Here is an 18,950-nt window from a genome sequence, read left to right as displayed (position 1 = left end):
GTATTAAACATGCGTTCAGTCGAAGACCTCACAACCGTCGCCCGCATCCGCGACGCCGCGATCGAACAGTTCGGCGAGCACGGGTTCTCGGCCAGCATCCGCAGCATCGCCGCGGCCGCCGGGGTCAGCGCGGCACTGGTGATCCACCACTTCGGGTCCAAGGAGAAGCTGCGCGAAGCCTGCGACGCCTACGTCATCGAAACGGTCCGGGTCGCCAAGACCGAGTCGATGCAGAACGCCAGCCCGAGCTCGTGGTTCGCCCAGATCGCCGAGATCGAATCCTTCGCCCCCATGACGGCCTACCTGATGCAGGCCCTGCAGAGTGGTGGAGAGCTATCAAAGTCATTGTGGCAGAACATGATCGAAAACACCGAAGGCTATCTGGAAGAGGGTGTCCGCGCAGGCACCATCAAGCCGAGTCACGACCCCAAGGCGCGCGCCCGATTCTTGGCGCTCACCGGCGGCGGCGCCTTCCTGACGTACATCCAGCTGCACGACAACCCGTCGGATTACCGCAAGGTGCTGCACGACTACGCGCAGGACATGCTGCTGCCCGCACTCGAGCTGTACACCGAAGGCCTCATGTCCGATTCGACGATGTACCAGGCGTTTCTGGCCCAACAGGAATCAGGCAACCCCATCGTCACCACCACCGAGGAGTGAATGTGAACGCCGCAACAGAAGCCATCGAAATCGACACCCTGACCAAGAACTTCGGCGCGGTCCGGGCGCTCGACGGGCTGAATCTGAGAGTCCAACGGGGTGAGGTCCACGGCTTTCTCGGCCCCAACGGCGCCGGAAAGTCCACGACCATCCGCATCTTGCTCGGGCTGGTTCGCGCGGACTCCGGCATGGTCCGTCTGCTCGGTGGCGATCCATGGACCGATTCCGTGGCGCTGCATCGCCAAATCGCCTACGTGCCAGGCGATGTCACCCTGTGGCCCACCCTGACCGGCGGCGAGACCATCGACCTACTGGCCCGCATGCGCGGCGGCATCGACGAGAAACGTCGTACCGAACTCACCGAGCGGTTCGACCTGGACCCCACCAAGAAGACCCGCACGTACTCGAAAGGCAACCGGCAGAAGGTCTCGTTGGTCTCCGCGTTCGCCTCGAACGCGGACCTGCTGCTGCTCGACGAACCCAGCAGCGGCCTGGATCCGTTGATGGAGAACATCTTCCAGCAGTGCGTTGCCGAGGCCGCCCGCCGCGGGACCACCGTCCTCCTGTCGAGCCACATCCTGGCCGAGACCGAACGGCTGTGCCAGCGGGTGACGATCATCCGTGCCGGCCGGACCGTCGAGACCGGAACGCTGGAATCGATGCGGCACTTGTCGAGCACCACGATCAAGGCCGACATGATCAACAACCCGGGCCGGATCGACCATCTGCCAGGGGTTTCCGACATCGCGTTCGACGGTCGGATGCTCACCGCCCGGGTCGAATCCGAGAGCCTCGGCGCCGTCATCAAGGCGCTCGGTGATGCCGGCGTGCGCTCACTGGTGAGCCAGCCGCCCACCCTGGAAGACCTGTTCCTGCGGCACTACGACAGTGGTCGTGCGCGCCGCGAACCCGAGGAGGTACGGGCATGACCGCCGTCCTGGAGCGGCCGGCGCAGCCGAAAGGGGCGGCCTCGCGCAGTTCAACGTTCACCGGAACCCTTGGGCTGCTTCGCCTTTACCTGCGTACCGACCGCATCGTGCTGCCGCTGTGGGTATTGCTGCTGTCGCTGCCGCTGTCGACCGTGTACATCGGCAGCATCGCGGCCGTCTACCCCACCGCAGCGGGCCGCGCCGGTTTCGTCGCGAGCATCATGGCCAGCCCGGCCCAACGCGCGATCTACGGCAACATCTACAACGACAGTCTGGGCGCCGCCGGCATCTGGAAAGCCGGCATGTTCCACGTGCTGATCGCTGTCGCCGTCATCCTGACGATGATCCGGCACACCCGCGCCGACGAGGAGGCCGGACGCACCGAGTTGATCGACTCGACGGCGGTGGGCCGCAACGCCAGCCTGACCGCCGCGCTGCTGCTGACCGGCGGCGCCTCACTGCTGACCGGGTTCATCGGATTTCTCGGCTTGCTGAAAACCGATGTGCCCGTTATGGGTTCACTGGCATTCAGTTGCGCGCTGGCCGCTTCCGGGCTGGTGTTCACCACCGTGGCCGCCGTGGCCGCACAACTCTCCGCCAGCGCCCGAGTCGCCCGCGGTATCGCCTTCGGACTACTCGGCGCCGCATTCACCCTCCGTGCTGTGGGCGACGCCAGCGGCAGCGAGCTGTCCTGGGCATCGCCGTTGGGCTGGTCACTGTTGGTGCGCCCGTACGCCGGAGACCGGTTCGGGGTGCTGGCGCTGCATCTGACGCTGACCGTCGCTCTGGCGGTATTGGCGTACCAGCTCCAGGGTGCTCGCGACGTCGGCGCCGGGATGTTCGCCGAACGGCGCGGCCGGCCACGGGCCACCGGAATGCTCAGCGGACCAACGGGATTGGCGTGGCGCCTCTGCCGCGGTTCGGTACTGGTGTGGACCATCGGACTCGGGCTGTACGGGCTGCTGGTCGGCAGCGTGGTGCACGGTATCGGCGACGAGCTGGGCGGTAGCGGCTCGGCCCGCGACATCATCACCCGGCTCGGGGGCACCGGCGCACTGGAGCAGGCGTTCATCTCGATCGCTTTCAATATGCTGGGAATGGTGGCCGCCGCATTTGCGGTCTCGCTGGCGCTGCGGCCGCATCAGGAGGAGAGCGGCCAGCGCGCCGAGACGCTGCTCGCCGGGGCGGTGAGCCGAACCCGTTGGCTGACCGGCTATCTGGTCATCGCACTGGCCGGCACAACAGCCGCGATGCTGACGTCAGGACTACTGGCCGGATTCACCTACGGCGCCGCCGCGGGCGACATCGGCGGCAAGCTGCCGCTGGTACTGGGCTCTGCCGCCGTGCAACTGCCCGCGGTGTGGCTCCTGGTAGCGGTGACGACGGTGTTGTTCGGCGCGGTGCCGCGGTTCACCCCGGCCGCGTGGGGCGTGCTGGTCGGGTTCATCGCGGTGTATCTGCTTGGTTCTCTGGCGAATTCACCGCACTGGCTGTTGGACCTCGATCCGTTCAGCCAGGTGCCGCGTGTCGGTACCGGAAACTTCACCGCTACTCCCCTGGCGTGGTTGCTGGTGGTGGACACAGCTCTGATCATCCTGGGCGCCTTGGCGTTCCGGCGCCGCGATCTGCGGTAGGAGAAACCATGAAACTCGCCATGCAGGCGCTCGCGTCGGCCGTCCTGGGCATCATTTTCTTCGCCCTGTTGCTGTGCGTACCGGCCGGCACCATCCACTACTGGCAGGCCTGGGTGTTCATCGCGGTGTTCATGATCGCCACCATGGGTCCGAGCATGTACCTGGCGGCCAAGCATCCTGAGGCGCTGGCGCGGCGGATGCACGGCGGCCCGAAGGCCGAGACCCGACCCGTACAGAAGCTCGTCATGTGGGCGGTCCTGACGTCGGTCATCGCGACCGGGGTGGTCAGCGCCCTGGACTGGCGGTTCGGCTGGTCCAGTGTGCCGACGGCGGTGGTGGTGCTGGGCGACGTCGTCGTGGGTGTATCGCTGGTGGCGGCGCAGTGGGTGGTGATCCAGAACAACTTCGCGGGCGCGAGCATCTCCGTCGAAGCCGGACAGCCCGTGATCTCGACCGGGCTGTACGGCATCGTGCGGCACCCCATGTACATCTGCGCGCTCATCATGATGTTCGCAACCCCGCTCGCGCTCGGCTCCTATTGGGGACTGGTGCCCGTGATTGCGAGTGCCCCGGCGCTCATGATCCGCATCTTCGACGAGGAGACGATGCTGTGCACCGAGCTGCCCGGATACATCGACTACACCCGCAAGGTGCGCTACCGCTTGCTGCCCTACGTGTGGTGACCACGCAGCACTGCGCGATTCAGCCCCGATAGCTACCGACATCCACCGGGTTGCACGAGGTGGCCGCGACGTTCACCAGCACCTGCCCCTGGCCCGGCACCGGTCGTGGGGCCTCCTGGTACCGCACTGCCTTCATGATGTCCTCCTCGGCTATCTGCTTCGATATCGAAGCAGATACACCGGCTGCGCCCAGTCCGGCATCGAAGCGATTCCCGGGCCAGATCATGACGGCCGTCACTCTCGCGAATTCAGCGACGGCGCTATCCCGACGTGAGCAGAAGCGCGGTCGTGACGAGCATGACGGCAGCAGTACCGCCATGCACGCCCCAGGCGACCGACTTGGCACCGCCGTGCCGCAGCACAATGGCGGCGTCGCCAATCGGAATGATGGTGGCGGCCAACATCACCCACCCGATCAGGTGGGTTGCTCCCGCGATCATCAGGATGATCACGTAGAGCCCCGTGGCGATATCGCGCACACCTTTGACGCTCAAGTAGGCGCCCACTACGGATAGCTCCGAATGCACCGGTACGCCGTAGCCCGCCGCTGCGATGCGCGGGGCGACGAGAAAGCGACCACCGATGAAGATGATGGCTGCGGCAAGTAGTCCGGCAAGTACGTAGCCGATGGTGGCTGTCATGGTCATGTGGAGTACTCCTTGTTTTTGGTTAGCGAATGGCTGAAAACGTTGTCGCGTCGAGCAATGTGGTCTGCACGTCGATGATGTCGTCGACGTCGAAGCCGGCCATGTCGGCGGCGAATTCCGCACTGGCCATGATGTGTCGCGTGAGGCGCTCCGGGTCCGCGCCGGCGGGATAGCCGATCAGCGCCACCAGTCGGTTCGCCCTGCCGCGTTCGGTCCATACACCGAGCGTCGTGACGCCGAAAGAAGCAAAAGTGGGTACGTGACGCGCCCAATGCACCGTTGCGTACTGCGTCAACGCTTGCGGTGATCGCAGGGTATAGATCCTGAGCTGAAACATTGGAATCACCTTCCTCACAAGGGGATTCAACTGATGCAAAGGGGTGGACGGAGCACGTCAGAGCATCAGCGCCACACAGAGGGCACCTACCGCCACACCCTGCAGCAGCGCACGGATATCGATGACGGAGTCCCACTTCGCCTGCAGCGGACGCCCGTTCGGCAGCGACCGGCCAGCTACGGCCGCTGCGGTCAGTTGACGATTGATGGGAGCGCTCACCCGGACGTAGAGAACGAGCCAGATCAGAAGCAGCACCAGCGCGATACCCGCGGCAACGGCCTGCGCCCGGTGCGCGGCGGCCACAGCCAGCACAGTGCTCACCGCCACAGATGCCAGGCCGAGCACCCCAGGCACCGGCATGCGCCGGTCGCCGTATCGGTGCACCTGCCCCGTCAGCGCGACGAGGGCATCGTCACCGACCGACGCCAGTGCCGGTCGCAGCACCACGGCACAGAACACGTCGGTGCCATAGACCACCGCGGTGCCCAGCACCGCGATCACCGCGGCACCGCGGGCGATGTCATCGAGAGTCATGTTGCAACCCCTTTCGTTGGAAGGTGTTAGCAACGCTAACCCTCACTCGACCTCGGGTCAATAGCGTTGCTATTTTTTCTAGCTTTGATAGGCTCGGGCCATGTCCATCGGGGAAAGACGCGAGCGGGAACGCGCCGCACGCCGACAATTGATCGTCGCGACGGCTCGAAAACTGGCCGAGGCCGAAGGCTGGGACGCCGTCACGACCCGCCGGTTGTCCGCCGAGATCGAGTACAGCCAGCCGGTCTTGTACAAGCACTTCGCCGGCATGGAACAGATCGCTGACGCCATCGCGGTCGACGGATTCACTGAACTCGCCGAAGCGATCCAGGCCGCCCACTCCGGCACCGACGCGACCGGTGAGCCCCTGATGCGCATCGCTCTCGCCTACCTGGAGTTCGCGCGCGACAACCCGGCGGTCTATGACGCGATGTTCACCCGCACGACCACGCTGCAGTTCGCTGCCCACAGCACCCCGCCCCAGCTGACAGCGGCCTTCGCCGCACTGAGAGTGTCGGTCGGCATGGCCACCGGCGAACAGGATGCCGACACCCTCACCGAAGTGTTCTGGGCCGCATTGCACGGACTGGTCACGCTCGGTCGCACCGAACGACTCCGCACCGGCTACGACTCGAACCGACTCCAGGCGCTCGTCGACACGTTCACCCACAGGGGCGAAACAACACACCAGCTCTGATCGGGACGTGCGCACCCTCGGCGACATCATGGGTCGCGCCGAGATCACATGCGCGACCGGCCACGCCGTTCGGCCGCCTCTCGCAAGCGCCCGGCAGACGCTCCGTGGCTCGGGCGTCCCCGGCTCGCTCCCGCTTCGCGGTACGCCTGCTGAGGAAGCGCCCGGCTAGACCCAGACGCCCTTACCGACCGCGACCACGCCGCCGGCGCTGACCGAGAAGCGTTCGCGGTCCTTCTCCAGGTCCACACCGACCATCTCGCCGGGGCCGACCACCACGTTCTTGTCCAAGATCGCGTGCCGGACCACCGCTCCCCGACCCACGCGCGCGCCCGGCATGATCACGCTGCCCTCGACGATGGCGCCGTCGTCGATCACGACGTTGGACGACAGCACCGAATTACGCACAGACGCAGCCGAAATGATGCTGCCCGCGCCGACCACCGATTCCTGCGCCGAACCGCCGTTGACGAACTTGGCCGGAGCCAGGTGCTCCGATTCGCCGAGGATGGGCCAGCGCCGGTTGTAGAGGTTGAACACCGGGTGCACCGACACGAGGTCCATGTGGGCGTCGTAGAACGCGTCGAGCGTTCCGACATCGCGCCAGTAGCCGTGGTCGCGTTCGGTGGCCCCGGGCACCTCGTTGTCATTGAAGTCGTAGACGGCGGCCATCCCGTCGGCAACCATCTGCGGAATGATGTCGCCGCCCATGTCGTGATCGGAGTCGTGGTTCTCGGCGTCCACGCGGATGGCGTCGATGAGTGCCTTGGTGGTGAACACGTAGTTGCCCATGGAGACGAACGTCTGCTCCGGGTCGTCGGGAGTGCCCGGCGGATCCAACGGCTTTTCGACAAAACTGCGGATGCGGCCCGAATCGTCGGCGTCGATGCAGCCGAATGCCGACGCCTCCGCCCGCGGCACCCGGATGCCTGCGACCGTCGCGCCCGCGCCGCTCTCGATGTGGAACCGCACCATCTGCTCGGGGTCCATGCGGTACACGTGGTCGGCGCCGAAAACCACGATGTAGTCCGGGTCCTCGTCGTAGATGAGGTTCATCGACTGGTAGATGGCGTCGGCCGAGCCGGTGTACCACCGCGGTCCCAGCCGCTGCTGCGCCGGAACCGGGGTGATGTACTCACCGGCCAGACCCGAGAGCCGCCAGTTCTGCGAGATGTGCCGGTCCAGGGAATGCGACTTGTATTGCGTCAGAACGCAAATCCGCAGGTAACGGGCGTTGACGAGGTTGGAGAGCACGAAGTCGATGAGCCGGTAGGCACCGCCGAACGGGACTGCCGGCTTGGCGCGATCCGCGGTCAGCGGATACAGCCGTTTGCCCTCGCCGCCGGCCAAGACGATTCCCAGCACCTGCGGCTGTTCCCTCATGGCACCAAACCTAGTAGGCACCAACCGAAGCGGCCAGACATACGCGCGAAGCTGTCACGCGTTAACGTCATCGACATGCGGGTGGCGATGATGACTCGGGAGTATCCGCCGGAGGTCTACGGCGGCGCGGGCGTGCATGTGACCGAACTCGTCGCGCAGCTGACGAAGCTGTGCGATGTCGACGTCCACTGCATGGGTGTGCACCGCAGAGATGCTTTCGTGGCTCAGCCCGATCCGTTACTCGCCGGGGCCAATGCGGCCCTGACGACGCTGTCGGCGGACCTGGCGATGGTCAACAACGCCTTCGCCGGACCGGCCGCCGTGCCGACCGTAGTGCACTCGCACACCTGGTACACGGGGATGGCCGGGCACCTCACCGCACTGCTGCACGGCATCCCGCATGTGCTGACCGCGCACTCGCTGGAACCGAGACGGCCGTGGAAGGCCGAGCAGCTCGGCGGCGGCTACCGCATCTCATCGTGGGTCGAGCGCACGGCGATCGAAGCGGCCGACGCCGTCATCGCGGTCAGCGCGGGCATGCGGGCCGACGTCCTGGCCACCTATCCGCAGCTGGACCCGGCCCGAGTGCACGTGGTCCGCAACGGGATCGACACCGACGACTGGTATCCGGTGGAGGCGGGCCAGACTCTCCTCGACCTCGGAATCGATCCGGACCGGCCGATCGTGGCGTTCGTCGGCCGGATCACGCGGCAGAAGGGCGTCAGCCATCTGATCGCGGCAGCCCACCGCTTCGACCCGGACGTACAGCTGGTGCTGTGTGCCGGCGCACCCGACACCCCGGAGATCGCCGCCGAAGTGGCGGCCGCGGTGAAGGAGCTCAGCGCGACGCGCGCCGGGGTGCACTGGATCCAGGAGATGTTGCCGACCGACAAGATCCGCGAAATACTGGCGACGGCAACAGTTTTCGTCTGTCCATCGGTCTACGAACCGCTGGGCATCGTCAACCTCGAAGCCATGGCCTGCGGGACCGCGGTGGTCGCGTCAGACGTCGGCGGCATTCCCGAGGTGGTCGACGACGGCAACACCGGACTACTGGTGCACTACGACGCCGCCGATGCGGTGAGGTTTGAGACGGGGCTCGCAGTCGCCGTCAACACGTTGGTCCGCGACCCCGATCAGGCCCGCACCTTCGGGGAGGCCGGCCGTCGGCGGTGCATCGAGGAATTCTCCTGGATGCAGGTCGCCGAGCAGACGCTCGACATCTATCGGAGCGTCTGCGACTGAACTAGCTGGTGACGTTCTTCAGTTCGTCGCCCAGCGCTGCGGCCTCATCCGGGGTCAGCTCGACCACCAGACGACCGCCACCTTCCAGCGGTACCCGCATGACGATGCCGCGCCCCTCTTTGGTTGCTTCCAGTGGACCGTCGCCGGTCCGGGGCTTCATCGCCGCCATCGGGTGCTCCCTCCGCACGCGCCCGGACCGCATCCACGGTCCCGGATCAAGGCCGGAACAACCCACTGGCGCGGGTCGGCTCACGGCACTGAACTGCAACTGAACTATGTCTATTGTTCCCTATCGCTACCCGTGGGTGTGAAAGACCCGCCCGTCAGGGCTCTGATCGCGTGTGCGGGGGTACCCAACACGACTCCACGTGGTCGTCGACCATCCCGGTGGCCTGCATCAACGCATACGCCGTGGTCGGGCCGACGAACCGAAATCCCAGGCGCTTCAGCTCCTTCGCCATGGCCACGGATTCCGGCGTGGTCGCCGGCACCTGTGCCAGGTCGGCCGGGCGAGGCCGCGATGGGGGTGCGAACGACCACAGCAGCTCGTCGAGGTCCAGACCGCCGTCGATCACGCGGGCGTTGGCGATGGTCGCCTCGATCTTGGCGCGGTTGCGGACGATACCGGGATCGGCCAGCAGCCGGTCGATGTCCTTCTCGCCGAAGCCGGCCACCTTCGCGACGTCGAACCCATGGAACGCGGCCCGGAAGTTCTCCCGTTTGCGCAGGATGGTCAGCCAGGACAGGCCGCTCTGGAACGCCTCCAGCGACACGCGCTCGAACAGCGCCTGCGTGCCGCGCAGCGGGCGGCCCCATTCGGTGTCGTGGTAGTCGCGGTACTGCGTGGCGTCGGCGGACTCGCCGATGATGACCCAGCCGCACCGGATCTTGCCATCGGGTGCGGTCACTGCTCGGAGTCCGCGGTTTGCGCCCGCAACGTCGTCAACTCGCCGCGCAGCGAGTCCAGCTCCTGTGCCAGCCGGTCCAGCACCCAGTCGACCTCGCTGGTCTTGTAACCGCGCAGGGTCTGCGTGAACTTGACGGCGTCGACGTCAGCACCCGTGACGCCGGAGGCGGGCAGCACGGTGGCTGTGGTGCCCCGGGCCAGTGGCGGCAGTTGCTCACTGCGGCCGAACAGCACGGTGCCCAAGGCGAACAGCACCACCGCGACCAGGATCAGCACCACGAGGTAGATGAGAATCAGCGTCACACCGACGATCCTGCCGGATCACCCTGACAAGTGGGATCAGCGCAGGGTGTTCATGGCGGGTCGGTCGATGAGCGACACCGTCGACGTCCGCGGCGTGTAGTCGTCACCGTCGGCGAAGAACTGGGTCAGTCCGACGCCCGAATCGCTGATGCCGCAGCGCGACAGCAGCGTGGCGATCACCTGACGGCTCATCGCGGCCAGCTCTGTCAGCGGCCGGTTGCGATGCGTGCGCACACCGAGGTTGACCTGCGCGATGGCATCGAGACCCAGCTTGTCGTAGGTATCGATCAGCAGGCCGATCTCGACGCCGTAGCCCGGCGCGAAGCCGACCGACGTCAGCAGCTCCCGGGTGCCGGCGTACTCGCCGCCCAGCGGCTGCAGCAGGCACGTGAGCTCGGGTCGCAGCGAAGCCAGTAGCGGGCGTGCCACGAGCTCGGTGACGCGGCCACCGCCGTTGGCGTGTTCCGCGCCGCCCACCTTGAGCGGCCGCCGATAGAAGCCCTTGACCAGGTGCACGCCGTCGGCGAGCAGCAGTGGGCCCAGCAGCTTGGGCACGAACATCGGATCGGGGTCGAGCAGGTCGGAGTCGATGAACACGATGATGTCGCCGGTGGTGGCCGCCAGCGAGCGCCACAGCGCCTCGCCCTTGCCGGGCTGCACCGGCACCTCGGGCAGCGCTTGTTCGCGGCTGACGACCCGCGCCCCGGCCTCGATGGCACGCAGCTCGGTCTCATCGGTCGAACCGGAGTCGAGGACCACCAGCTCGTCGACCAGGCCACCCAGCAGCGGGCTGATGCTGTCGATGACGTCGGCGACGGTGTCTTCCTCGTTCAGCGCGGGCAGCACCACCGAGATGGTCCGGCCAGCCTTGGCAGCCTCGAGCTCGGCGATGGTCCAGGTCGGACGGCTCCAGCTCCGTTCGGCCAGCCACGCATGGCGGGCGATGCCCTCTGCGGTCAATTCAGGACTCAGCGTCACGCGCGATCCGCCTCCGGCTGCTCGCTGGCAGAGTCATGCGCGATCTGCCTCCGGCCACTCGCTGGCTGGGTCATGCCAGTCCCCTCACTGTTCGGCTCGGTGGACGACCGCCCTGGATCGACGCGACCATTTCCAGCACGCGTCGGGTCGGGCCCACCTCGTGCACCCGGAACATGGCGGCGCCGTCAGCGGCGGCGAGTGCCGTCGCGGCCAGCGTCCCCTCCAGGCGCTCGGTCAGTTCGACACCTAAAGTCTCCCCCACAAAATCCTTGTTACTGAGGGCCATCAGCACTGGCCATCCGGTATTTACAAGATCTTTCACGTGGCGCAACAAACTAAGGCCGTGATAAGTGTTCTTGCCGAAATCGTGCGTCGGATCGATCAGGATCGCGTCCTTCGCGACGCCGACATCGACGGCGTGCTGCGCCGCTGACGTCACCTCGGCGATGACGTCGTCGACCACACCCCGCTCGGTGACGCCGTAGTTGACGCGGAAGGGCCGGGTGCGCGGCACCGCTCCGCCGGTGTGCGAGCAGACCAGCCCCGCACCGAATTCGGCGGCCACCTCCGGTAGCCCGGGATCGGCACCGGCCCAGGTGTCGTTGATCAGGTCGGCTCCGGCGGCGCAGGCCTGCTTGGCCACGGTCGCGCGCCAGGTGTCGACGCTGATCAGTTGGTCGGGATATTCGCCCCGGAGCCATTCGATGAACGGCACCACGCGGGCGATCTCCTCGTCGGCCTCGACAGTGCTGCCCGGCCCGGCCTTCACGCCGCCGATGTCGATGATGTCAGCGCCCTCGGCGATCTTCTGGTGGGCGGCCTCCTTGGCAGCGTAATCACTGAACGTCGCCCCCCGGTCATAGAAGGAATCCGGGGTGCGGTTGACGATCGCCATGATCAGCGCGCGATCGCCGGCCACCTGGCGGCCCAGGAACTGGCCCCTTGGACAGAACTGCACGACTCCCAGGCTAACCGGAAGTCTCGGGCGGGCCGAATGTGCACTCAGCGCGACGGACCGCCGAAACGGCGCGCTGACTGCGCATTCGTCGTCGACCATGCCCGCCAAGCGGCATCAGGGGCCCCACCCGCACCATCAGCAGCAGCCAGGGCGGCTACTTGGGTCGCTTGCCGTCCTTCACCTCGGCCGGGTAGTCGGGGTAGAAGGGCACGTAGCCCTCGTCGCGCCCGGCCAGCACGTAGATCGGGTCCGTCACCTCGTCGCCATAGCCCTGCTTACGCAGATCGACCTTCTGACTCTTGAACGTCGAGGTGTGCGCCAGCGCGGGCACGATCCGGATGAACAGCGGCACCGCATAGGCGGGGAGATGCTCGAACCCGGCCTTGGCCAGTGCGGCGCCGTCGAATTCGGCGCCGTCACGCAACTGCACCGAGGCCATGCCGGCGCGGCCGCCGCAGCCCGGCACCTCGACGCCGTAGACGGTGCATTCCTCGACCTGGTCGTCGGCGCCGAGCGCGGCCTCGACCTCGGTGGTGGCGACGTTCTCGCCCTTCCAGCGGAAGGTGTCGCCGAGGCGGTCGGCGAACGCGGCGTGGGCGAAGCCCTGCGACCGCATCAGGTCACCGGTGTTGAACCAGACGTCGCCGTCCTTGAATGCGTTGCGTACCAGCTTCTTCTCGCTGGCCGATTTGTCGGTGTAGCCGTCGAACGGTTGCAGGCTGTTGACCTTGCTGAGCAGCAGGCCCGGTTCGCCACGCTTGACCTTGCGCAGCCGGCCGTCGGGGCCGCGGGCCGGCTCGCCGGTCTCCAGGTCGTACTCGACGTAGACGACCGGCGACGGGCAGATGCCGGTGGTCTTGTCGATGTTGAACACGTTGACGAAGCCGGTGTTGCCCTCGCTCGCGGCGTAGAATTCGCAGACCCGCTTGATGCCGAAGCGGGAGGTGAACTCGTCCCAGATCGCGGGTCGCAGCCCGTTGCCGGCGATGACGCGGACCTTGTGCGCCTGGTCCGTCGGCTTTTGCGGCTGGTTCAGCAGGTAGCCGCAGATCTCGCCGATGTAGATGAACGCGGTCGCTTCGTACCGGATGACCTCGTCCCAGAAGCGCGAGGCGGAGAACGACTTGCCCAGGGCCAGCGCGGCGCCGGAGTTGAGGGCCGATGACGTCGCGACCGTCAGGGCGTTGTTGTGGTACAGGGGCAGGCAGCAGTACAGGGTGTCGCTGGTGTTCAGGCGCAGCCCCAGGCCGCCGAAACCGCCGAGGGCGCGCAGCCAGCGGTAGTGCGTCATGACGCTGGCCTTGGGCATGCCCGTGGTGCCCGAGGTGAAGATGTAGAACGCCTTCTCCTTGGCCAGGATCTGGCTGGTGCCCACCGGGTTGGCGGTCGACTGGCCGATGGCGAGCTCACGTAGTTCCGCGACCGAGATGAGGCCCTTGGTCAGCTCCGGATCGGCGCCGCATTCCGTAACCGGCTCGATGAAGTCCGACTCGGCGACCAGGACCTTGGCGCCCAGCAGGCCCAGGCTGTGCGCCAGGACATTGCCGCGCTGGTTGTAGTTGATCATTCCGGCGATCGCGCCGCACTTCACCGTTGCCAGCATCAGCAGCACGGCATCCGGCGAGTTGCGCAGCATGATGCCGACCACGGAACCCGGGCCGACGCCCTTCGCCGCGAGCACCGACGCGTAGCGGTTCACCGTCGCGTTGGCCTGGCCGTAGGTGATGCGGTGGTCGTCGAACTTGATGAAGACCTTGTCCCTGTTCGCCTCGGCGCGCTCCTGGAACACCTTGCCGATGGACGTCTTCGCCGTCGGGCTGGCGCCGAAGCCGGTGATCAGGCCCCGAAGGATCACCGGGGCGTCCGACAGGAAACCGGGCAGCTGCTTGGCAATGTCGAGCAGGCCGACGCCGGTGCGTGATGTCTCGTCACTCATGCGTGGTGAGCCTAATGAGCGGTGTGACCCGGTGCACAAGCAGCTACGGCTTCGTCGACGTCTGTCGCGACCACCAGCCGGTCCAGCGCGGCCTGCTGCACGTATCCGGTGTCGACCAGGGTGTGCAGCCAGGTCAGCAGGCCGTCGTAGTGGCCGTACGGGTCGAGCATGACCAGAGGCTTGTCGTGCATATTGAGGTAGCCGGCGGTCCAGGCCTCGAAGAACTCCTCCAGGGTGCCGATACCGCCGGGCAGCGCGATGAACGCGTCGGACCGGTCCTCCATGATCTGCTTCCGCTCACGCATGGTGTCGGTGACGATCAGTTCGCTCGCGTTCACGTCGGCAAGTTCGCGGTGCACCAGTTTCTTCGGGATGACCCCGACGGTGCGGCCCCCGTTCGCCCGCGCACCGTCGGCGACGGCACCCATGGCCGAAACGTTGCCGCCGCCGGACACCAGGGTCCAGCCTCTTGCTGCGATGGCCCGGCCGACGTCGCCCGCGAGGGTCAGCAATTCAGGATGACGGGGACCGGCAGCGCAGTAGACACAGACGGCGTAGGCGTTTTCGGAGATGTTGTCGGCCAGCACAGCACAACGCTAATCGAGCGATGCTGTCCGTCGCGCGGCCATAGGATCGAACGGTGGTGCTCAGCCAGCTGAAAGCGGGCGTCGAAACCCGGTCCGGTGCGCTGCTGACCGGTGCCCGGCGGTCCGGCAAGACCACCGCCGCGCGGGCCGCGTACGACGAGCTGGCGCCGGGGTTCGAACGAGCCGCGTGGATCACCGGCACGGCGGCCGACTCCGCAGTTCCGTTCGCCGCGTTCGAGCGGCTGTTCACGGTGCCCGAGACCGGGCGGACGGTGCAGGTCCTGCAAGCGGCGCGGGAAGCGCTCGGGACGGGACTGCTACTGGTTGTCGACGACGGGCATCTGCTGGACCGGCTCTCCGCGTCGTTGGTGTACCAGCTCGCGGTGTCCGGCGCGGCGCGGGTGATCGTGACCGCCGAAGCCAATCATTCTCTCCCCGAAGGCATTTCAGGCCTGGTGCGGGACCGACTGGTGGTTGCGGTGGCAGCCGAGGGGCCCGATGGCGCGGTGGCTCCCACAGTCCCGGAGCCCGCGCTGCCGCCGCTGGACGGCGACGGCGTCGTCGCCCGGTTGCGGCGCGCGGTGCGGGCACTCGATGCCGCCGACGAACAGTCCGAGGCCGAGTTGGCTGCCGCCGCCGACGATGCCCTGCGCCTGGGCGATCTGGAGTTGGCGGAGCGGCTGGGCCGGGCAGCGCTGCCGGCCGGCGGTCTGGCCACGCGGGTGACACTGAGCTACGCGCTGGCCTGGCAGGGCCGCGGTCTGGATGCCCATGCTGTGCTGGCCGAGGTCGACGCGGCGGCGCTGTCCGAGCCGGAATTGATGACGTGGGCACTGCCCCGCGCGGCCAACCAGTTCTGGATGCTGTCCGAGCCCGAACGCGCGACCGCCTTCCTGCGCACCGTCCGGGGCCGGGTGCAGACGTCAGCCGCGCAGATCACGCTGGACGCCCTGTCCGCGACGTTCGCGATGAATGCGGGCAACCTCGCGAAGGCCATGCAGCTGGCCGGCTCGGTGTTGGCCAGTGCGGACCCGAGCGATACGGCCGTCGGCTGGGCGGCATCGGCGGCGGCGCTGAGCTGCGCTCGCACGGGCCGGCTGACCGAGGTGGACGCCTTCGCCGAACGCGCCCTCGCCGCTGGGCAACCGGGTCTGCTGCGGTTCACCAGTGGTTTTGGGCAGACCACGGCGCTGCTGTTGGCCGGCGAGCCGGACAAAGCTCAGCAGCTGGCTCAGGAGCTCATCGACTTCACCCAGTCTCAACAACCTGGGCGAGCCATCGGCGAAGTGCTACTGGCCGACGTGCTGATCGCGCGCGGTGAGCTCGACTCGGCGATCGCGTTGCTGCAGGACGCCGCAAAAGTGCTGGCGCCCACCGGATATTCGTGGGGCCCGCTGGCCTGGATGTTGTTGGCGCAGGCGCTCGGGCAGCGCGGTGCGACCGCCGAGGCGGGCCGGGCTCTTTCCCGCGCCGAGGCCCGGCACGGGCTGAAGTCGATGTTGTTCGCGCCCGAACTGGCGCTGGCCCGCGCCTGGACCAACGCGGCTCGGCGGGACCGGAACGGCGCCATCGCCGCCGCCCGCGAGGCATTCCGCGCCGCTGAGCGGGGCGGCCAGTCGGCCGTGGCGCTACGTGCCCTGCACGACGCCGCGCTCCTGGGCGACGTCCGGGCCGCCGACTGTTTCGACCGCGTCGGCCTCGACTGCGCCTTCGGCAGGCAGGCCCGAGGGGTGGCGGCGGAGGTCGCCGCCGATCGCGCCTGACCATTTGCCGCAGGGTCGGTTGTCGACACCGCCATAGGATTGACCGCAACAGGACATCGAGGGGTCAGGTCATGGGCGATCGGCTACACGTCAATACCGAGGGTGTACTGGGCATGGCCCGCGTGCACGACGCGGTCGCAGCGGGGCTCGGTCAGCTCCAGAACAGCGGTGGTCTCGGGGAGTCGGCCGGCCCAGCGAAGACGCACGGGCTGATCGCCTTCGGGATGAATTCGGCGCTGGGCGGGGTCATGGCGCGGCGGGACAACATCCTGCAGTCGACGGGTGCGGCGGGCCAGCAGATGTCCGAGCAGTTGCATCGCGCCGCCGAGGCCTACCGGGCGGGTGACGAGCAGGGCGCGCGCGGTCTGTCCTCGGCGGCCGAGGGCATGCCCGGGGGCGGCGGCGGTGTCAGTGCCGGCACGCCGGGTGGTCTCGGCGCGGCGGTTCCGGGCAGCCCGGCCGCCGGCGGTGGCGACGTGGCGCAGACGCTCGGGCAGGTGGGCCAGCAAGCCGGACAGATCGCGCAGGGGGTGGCGCAGACATTGGGACAGATTCCCGGACATTTGGCGCAAGGCCTCACCGGGGTGCTCAGCGGGATAGCCAGCGGCCTGGGCGGGATCGACGGCGGCGTCGGGGCCGGACACGCGGCAGGTTCGGGACTCGGTGGGCTGAGCGACTCCGGCGGCATGGATTCCGTTGGCGGACATGACAAGTCGGACTCCGATGACCGGGATCGGGACCGTCAGGACCAGCGGGATCCGGAGCGCCACGAAAAGGGCGAGGACGACAATCGGATCCTCTCGGTCGAGCACCGACAGCCTGGCGGTTCCGAGGCGGACGAAGCCGGGCCGGCGGGCGGCGCCACTCCCCCGCCGCGGCGCCCGGCCCAGACCCGGCCGCAGGACATCTAGGAGCGTCGGGCCGCCCGATTACCGTGAAGCCACGCTGTCCCGCCTCGAAGTTGTTCTGCAGCAGCGCACAGTCAACGCGGTGGTGCGCAGCCTGGCGTTGAGTGTGCACTGCGTCAGACAACCGTCGAGTAGCGAAAAGCAGCGACGCACGGTCAACTTTCGCCCGGCAGCGCCATCCACCGCTCGATGCCGATCGCGTCCAGGAAGCGCTCGTCGTGGCTGACCACGATGAAGGCGCCGCGATAGGCGTTGAGCGCCGACTCCAATTGCCCGACGCTGACGAGGTCGAGGTTGTTGGTCGGTTCGTCGAGCAGCAGCAGGTGCGGCGCGGGTTCGGCGTAGAGCACGCACGCCAGCGTTGCGCGCAGGCGCTCGCCGCCCGACAGGACCGACACGGGAAGATCAACCCTGTTGTCCTGGAACAGGAACTGCGCCAGGAGGTGCCGCCTGCGAGTGATGCTGAGGGTCGGCGCCCAGGACACCAGGTTCTCCAGGACGCTGCGCTGCTCGTCCAACAGGTCGAGGCGCTGCGAGAGATACGCGACGCGGCCGTCGCCCCGGGTCAGGGTGCCTACATCAGGCTGGAGGTCGCCGTTGATCATCCTGAGCAGGGTCGACTTGCCGGCACCATTGCGGCCGGTCAGGGCGATGCGTTCGGGTCCACGGATGTCGAGGTCGATCTCGTTGTCGGCGAACAACATCCGGCCGTCGCGCTGGATGTTCAGCCCGGTCGCACTGAGCACGGTCCGGCCTGCGGGCACTTCCGTGTTCGGCAGGTCGAGGGCAATGACGTCATCGTCACGCACCGCGCGTTCGGCGGCATCGAGACGTGCCCGGGCATCATCGATGCGACGCGCGTGGACCTCATCGGCGCGGGCGGCGGACTCCTGAGCATCGCGCTTGAGCTTGCCTGCAACGATTTTCGGCAGTCCGGCGTCCTTGACGTTGCGGGCAGCGGTACCCGATCGCCGAGCGGCGCGTTCCCGGGCCTGCTGCATCTGCCGTTTCTGGAGCTTGAGTTGCGACTCCGCGTTGCGCATCTCATCCACTGCGGCCCGCTGCGCTTCCGCCACGGCGTCCTGGTAGGCCGTGAAGTTCCCTCCGTAGAACTGGATGTCGCCATCGCGTAGTTCGGCGATGCGGTCCATGCGATCGAGCAGCGCACGGTCGTGGCTGATCAACAGCAGGGTGCCCGGGTAGCGATCCAGCTCGTCGTACAGCCGTTGTCGCGCAGCGGAATCCAGGTTGTTGGTGGGCTCGTCGAGCAGCAGCACATCGGGGCGCCGGAGCAAGTGGGCGGCCAACCCGAGGGTGACGACCTCTCCACCGGACAGAGTGCCGAGCACCCGGTCGAGAGAGACGTCGAGGCCGAGCCGCGCCAACTGCGCCGTGCTGCGTTCCTCGATGTCCCAGTCGTCGCCGATCGCAGCGAACACCGCCTCGGCGGCATCACCGTCCGCCAGTGCCGACAAGGCAGCCAAAACGGGTGCCACCCCGAGCATTTCGGCGACCGTCAGATCGGTGGCGAACGGCAGGGTCTGCGGCAGGTAGCCGAGGGAGCCGTCGACGGTAACGCTGCCGTCGCTCGGCTGCAGCTCTCCGGCGATGAGTTTGAGCAGTGTGCTCTTACCGGCACCGTTGGGGGCGACCAGTCCGGTATGACCGGCTCCGACGGTGAACGACAGGTCCGAAAAGACCTCGGTGTCATCGGGCCAGGAAAACGACAAATGGGAACAGGTGATTGAAGACATGCAAAAGCTCTCGTGAGAGTGAATAGGGCGAGGGCGTACTCCGGTTATCCGGAGATGTCTTCTCCCAGCATGTTTTCGGCCCACCTCGGTTGACAGCAGTTGCAAAA

Annotated in this window: 20 protein-coding genes; 8 read left to right on the top strand and 12 right to left on the bottom strand. The window is 67.3% G+C overall.

All coding sequences use genetic code 11. From position 1 onward, the window contains the following. Nucleotides 1–9 precede the first annotated feature (9 nt). Genes G6N59_RS22220 through G6N59_RS22205 form a run of 4 tightly spaced genes read left to right on the top strand, consistent with a single transcriptional unit; the run spans nucleotide 10 to nucleotide 3,909 of the window. Complete coding sequence (locus G6N59_RS22220; protein ID WP_138229002.1) at nucleotides 10–663, top strand: TetR/AcrR family transcriptional regulator; 654 nt, start codon at nucleotides 10–12, stop codon at nucleotides 661–663. After that, nucleotides 660–1,592 carry an ABC transporter ATP-binding protein gene (locus tag G6N59_RS22215; protein ID WP_138229001.1) on the top strand — a complete coding sequence of 311 codons (933 nt, stop codon included), beginning with the start codon at nucleotides 660–662 and terminating at the stop codon, nucleotides 1,590–1,592. Before G6N59_RS22220 ends, G6N59_RS22215 begins: the two co-directional genes overlap by 4 nt. Continuing rightward, on the top strand, nucleotides 1,589–3,226 hold the full coding sequence (locus G6N59_RS22210; RefSeq protein WP_138229000.1) for an ABC transporter permease: 1,638 nt from the start codon (nucleotides 1,589–1,591) through the stop codon (nucleotides 3,224–3,226). Before G6N59_RS22215 ends, G6N59_RS22210 begins: the two co-directional genes overlap by 4 nt. A gap of 8 nt (nucleotides 3,227–3,234) precedes the next feature. Next, on the top strand, nucleotides 3,235–3,909 hold the full coding sequence (locus G6N59_RS22205; protein ID WP_138228999.1) for a methyltransferase family protein: 675 nt from the start codon (nucleotides 3,235–3,237) through the stop codon (nucleotides 3,907–3,909). 260 nt (nucleotides 3,910–4,169) lie between these two features. Here the strand turns inward: G6N59_RS22205 and G6N59_RS22195 are convergent, their stop codons facing one another. Genes G6N59_RS22195 through G6N59_RS22185 form a run of 3 tightly spaced genes read right to left on the bottom strand, consistent with a single transcriptional unit; the run spans nucleotide 4,170 to nucleotide 5,427 of the window. Further along, nucleotides 4,170–4,556, bottom strand: coding sequence for a DUF4267 domain-containing protein (locus G6N59_RS22195; protein ID WP_138228998.1), 387 nt, complete (start codon nucleotides 4,554–4,556; stop codon nucleotides 4,170–4,172). Between the two features lie 22 nt (nucleotides 4,557–4,578). Continuing rightward, nucleotides 4,579–4,893 (bottom strand): NIPSNAP family protein, encoded by a 315-nt coding sequence (locus G6N59_RS22190; RefSeq protein WP_138229018.1) that lies wholly within the window; start codon nucleotides 4,891–4,893, stop codon nucleotides 4,579–4,581. A 57-nt stretch (nucleotides 4,894–4,950) separates the two neighbouring features. After that, nucleotides 4,951–5,427: a DUF1772 domain-containing protein gene (locus tag G6N59_RS22185; protein WP_138228997.1), complete on the bottom strand. Its 477-nt coding sequence runs from the start codon at nucleotides 5,425–5,427 to the stop codon at nucleotides 4,951–4,953. A gap of 100 nt (nucleotides 5,428–5,527) precedes the next feature. On the opposite strand from G6N59_RS22185, the gene G6N59_RS22180 reads away from it, so the two are divergent. After that, nucleotides 5,528–6,124, top strand: a complete 597-nt coding sequence (locus tag G6N59_RS22180; RefSeq protein WP_138228996.1) for a TetR/AcrR family transcriptional regulator — start codon at nucleotides 5,528–5,530, stop codon at nucleotides 6,122–6,124. Between the two features lie 165 nt (nucleotides 6,125–6,289). On the opposite strand, the gene glgC is transcribed toward G6N59_RS22180, so the two are convergent. Further along, nucleotides 6,290–7,504, bottom strand: a complete 1,215-nt coding sequence (gene glgC, locus G6N59_RS22175) for a glucose-1-phosphate adenylyltransferase (RefSeq protein WP_138228995.1) — start codon at nucleotides 7,502–7,504, stop codon at nucleotides 6,290–6,292. A gap of 75 nt (nucleotides 7,505–7,579) precedes the next feature. Here glgC and glgA point away from each other — a divergent pair, with 75 nt between their 5' ends. Continuing rightward, a complete protein-coding gene (glgA, locus tag G6N59_RS22170; RefSeq protein WP_138228994.1) occupies nucleotides 7,580–8,749 on the top strand; it encodes a glycogen synthase in 1,170 nt (389 codons plus the stop codon). 1 nt (nucleotide 8,750) lies between these two features. On the opposite strand, the gene G6N59_RS22165 is transcribed toward glgA, so the two are convergent. From G6N59_RS22165 to G6N59_RS22135, 7 genes are all read right to left on the bottom strand, one after another. Next, nucleotides 8,751–8,918, bottom strand: coding sequence for a DUF3117 domain-containing protein (locus G6N59_RS22165; protein ID WP_005059648.1), 168 nt, complete (start codon nucleotides 8,916–8,918; stop codon nucleotides 8,751–8,753). Nucleotides 8,919–9,072: 154 nt separating this feature from the next. After that, entirely contained in the window at nucleotides 9,073–9,657 is a 585-nt protein-coding gene (locus G6N59_RS22160) for a DNA-3-methyladenine glycosylase I (protein ID WP_138228993.1), read from the bottom strand. Beyond that, nucleotides 9,654–9,959 carry a DivIVA domain-containing protein gene (locus G6N59_RS22155; protein WP_138228992.1) on the bottom strand — a complete coding sequence of 102 codons (306 nt, stop codon included), beginning with the start codon at nucleotides 9,957–9,959 and terminating at the stop codon, nucleotides 9,654–9,656. Before G6N59_RS22155 ends, G6N59_RS22160 begins: the two co-directional genes overlap by 4 nt. Nucleotides 9,960–9,995: 36 nt before the next feature. Beyond that, the gene (locus G6N59_RS22150; protein ID WP_138228991.1) at nucleotides 9,996–10,937 is read right to left on the bottom strand and encodes a glucosyl-3-phosphoglycerate synthase; all 942 of its coding nucleotides are present in this window, start codon (nucleotides 10,935–10,937) and stop codon (nucleotides 9,996–9,998) included. A gap of 70 nt (nucleotides 10,938–11,007) precedes the next feature. Continuing rightward, the gene (gene folP / locus G6N59_RS22145; RefSeq protein ID WP_407665777.1) at nucleotides 11,008–11,994 is read right to left on the bottom strand and encodes a dihydropteroate synthase; all 987 of its coding nucleotides are present in this window, start codon (nucleotides 11,992–11,994) and stop codon (nucleotides 11,008–11,010) included. Nucleotides 11,995–12,049: 55 nt separating this feature from the next. Next, nucleotides 12,050–13,831 (bottom strand): long-chain-acyl-CoA synthetase FadD6, encoded by a 1,782-nt coding sequence (gene fadD6 / locus G6N59_RS22140; RefSeq protein ID WP_138228990.1) that lies wholly within the window; start codon nucleotides 13,829–13,831, stop codon nucleotides 12,050–12,052. Nucleotides 13,832–13,842: 11 nt separating this feature from the next. Beyond that, nucleotides 13,843–14,418 carry a cytokinin riboside 5'-monophosphate phosphoribohydrolase gene (locus G6N59_RS22135; RefSeq protein WP_138228989.1) on the bottom strand — a complete coding sequence of 192 codons (576 nt, stop codon included), beginning with the start codon at nucleotides 14,416–14,418 and terminating at the stop codon, nucleotides 13,843–13,845. Nucleotides 14,419–14,519: 101 nt separating this feature from the next. Between G6N59_RS22135 and G6N59_RS22130 the strand changes: the two genes are divergently transcribed. Next, complete coding sequence (locus G6N59_RS22130; RefSeq protein ID WP_407665906.1) at nucleotides 14,520–16,181, top strand: tetratricopeptide repeat protein; 1,662 nt, start codon at nucleotides 14,520–14,522, stop codon at nucleotides 16,179–16,181. 71 nt (nucleotides 16,182–16,252) lie between these two features. Continuing rightward, a complete protein-coding gene (locus G6N59_RS22125) occupies nucleotides 16,253–17,092 on the top strand; it encodes a type VII secretion target (RefSeq protein ID WP_138228987.1) in 840 nt (279 codons plus the stop codon). A 152-nt stretch (nucleotides 17,093–17,244) separates the two neighbouring features. Here G6N59_RS22125 and abc-f read toward each other — a convergent pair whose 3' ends face one another. Continuing rightward, nucleotides 17,245–18,843: a ribosomal protection-like ABC-F family protein gene (abc-f, locus tag G6N59_RS22120; RefSeq protein ID WP_138228986.1), complete on the bottom strand. Its 1,599-nt coding sequence runs from the start codon at nucleotides 18,841–18,843 to the stop codon at nucleotides 17,245–17,247. Nucleotides 18,844–18,950: the final 107 nt, after the last annotated feature.

It is taken from the genome of Mycolicibacterium aubagnense (genome assembly GCF_010730955.1).
Taxonomy (GTDB): Bacteria; Actinomycetota; Actinomycetes; order Mycobacteriales; family Mycobacteriaceae; genus Mycobacterium; species Mycobacterium aubagnense.
Note: the sequence above shows the minus strand (reverse complement) of the source record. Positions and strands in the feature narration are given on the sequence as shown.

Coding starts and splice junctions, on each gene's coding strand:
- G6N59_RS22220 (WP_138229002.1), top strand. CDS start 10: ATGCGTTCAGTCGAAGACCTCACAACCGTCGCCCGCATCCGCGACGCC.
- G6N59_RS22210 (WP_138229000.1), top strand. CDS start 1,589: ATGACCGCCGTCCTGGAGCGGCCGGCGCAGCCGAAAGGGGCGGCCTCG.
- G6N59_RS22205 (WP_138228999.1), top strand. CDS start 3,235: ATGAAACTCGCCATGCAGGCGCTCGCGTCGGCCGTCCTGGGCATCATT.
- G6N59_RS22195 (WP_138228998.1), bottom strand. CDS start 4,556: ATGACCATGACAGCCACCATCGGCTACGTACTTGCCGGACTACTTGCC.
- G6N59_RS22190 (WP_138229018.1), bottom strand. CDS start 4,893: ATGTTTCAGCTCAGGATCTATACCCTGCGATCACCGCAAGCGTTGACG.
- G6N59_RS22185 (WP_138228997.1), bottom strand. CDS start 5,427: ATGACTCTCGATGACATCGCCCGCGGTGCCGCGGTGATCGCGGTGCTG.
- G6N59_RS22180 (WP_138228996.1), top strand. CDS start 5,528: ATGTCCATCGGGGAAAGACGCGAGCGGGAACGCGCCGCACGCCGACAA.
- glgC (WP_138228995.1), bottom strand. CDS start 7,504: ATGAGGGAACAGCCGCAGGTGCTGGGAATCGTCTTGGCCGGCGGCGAG.
- glgA (WP_138228994.1), top strand. CDS start 7,580: ATGCGGGTGGCGATGATGACTCGGGAGTATCCGCCGGAGGTCTACGGC.
- G6N59_RS22165 (WP_005059648.1), bottom strand. CDS start 8,918: ATGGCGGCGATGAAGCCCCGGACCGGCGACGGTCCACTGGAAGCAACC.
- folP (WP_407665777.1), bottom strand. CDS start 11,994: ATGGTCGACGACGAATGCGCAGTCAGCGCGCCGTTTCGGCGGTCCGTC.
- fadD6 (WP_138228990.1), bottom strand. CDS start 13,831: ATGAGTGACGAGACATCACGCACCGGCGTCGGCCTGCTCGACATTGCC.
- G6N59_RS22125 (WP_138228987.1), top strand. CDS start 16,253: ATGGGCGATCGGCTACACGTCAATACCGAGGGTGTACTGGGCATGGCC.
- abc-f (WP_138228986.1), bottom strand. CDS start 18,843: ATGTCTTCAATCACCTGTTCCCATTTGTCGTTTTCCTGGCCCGATGAC.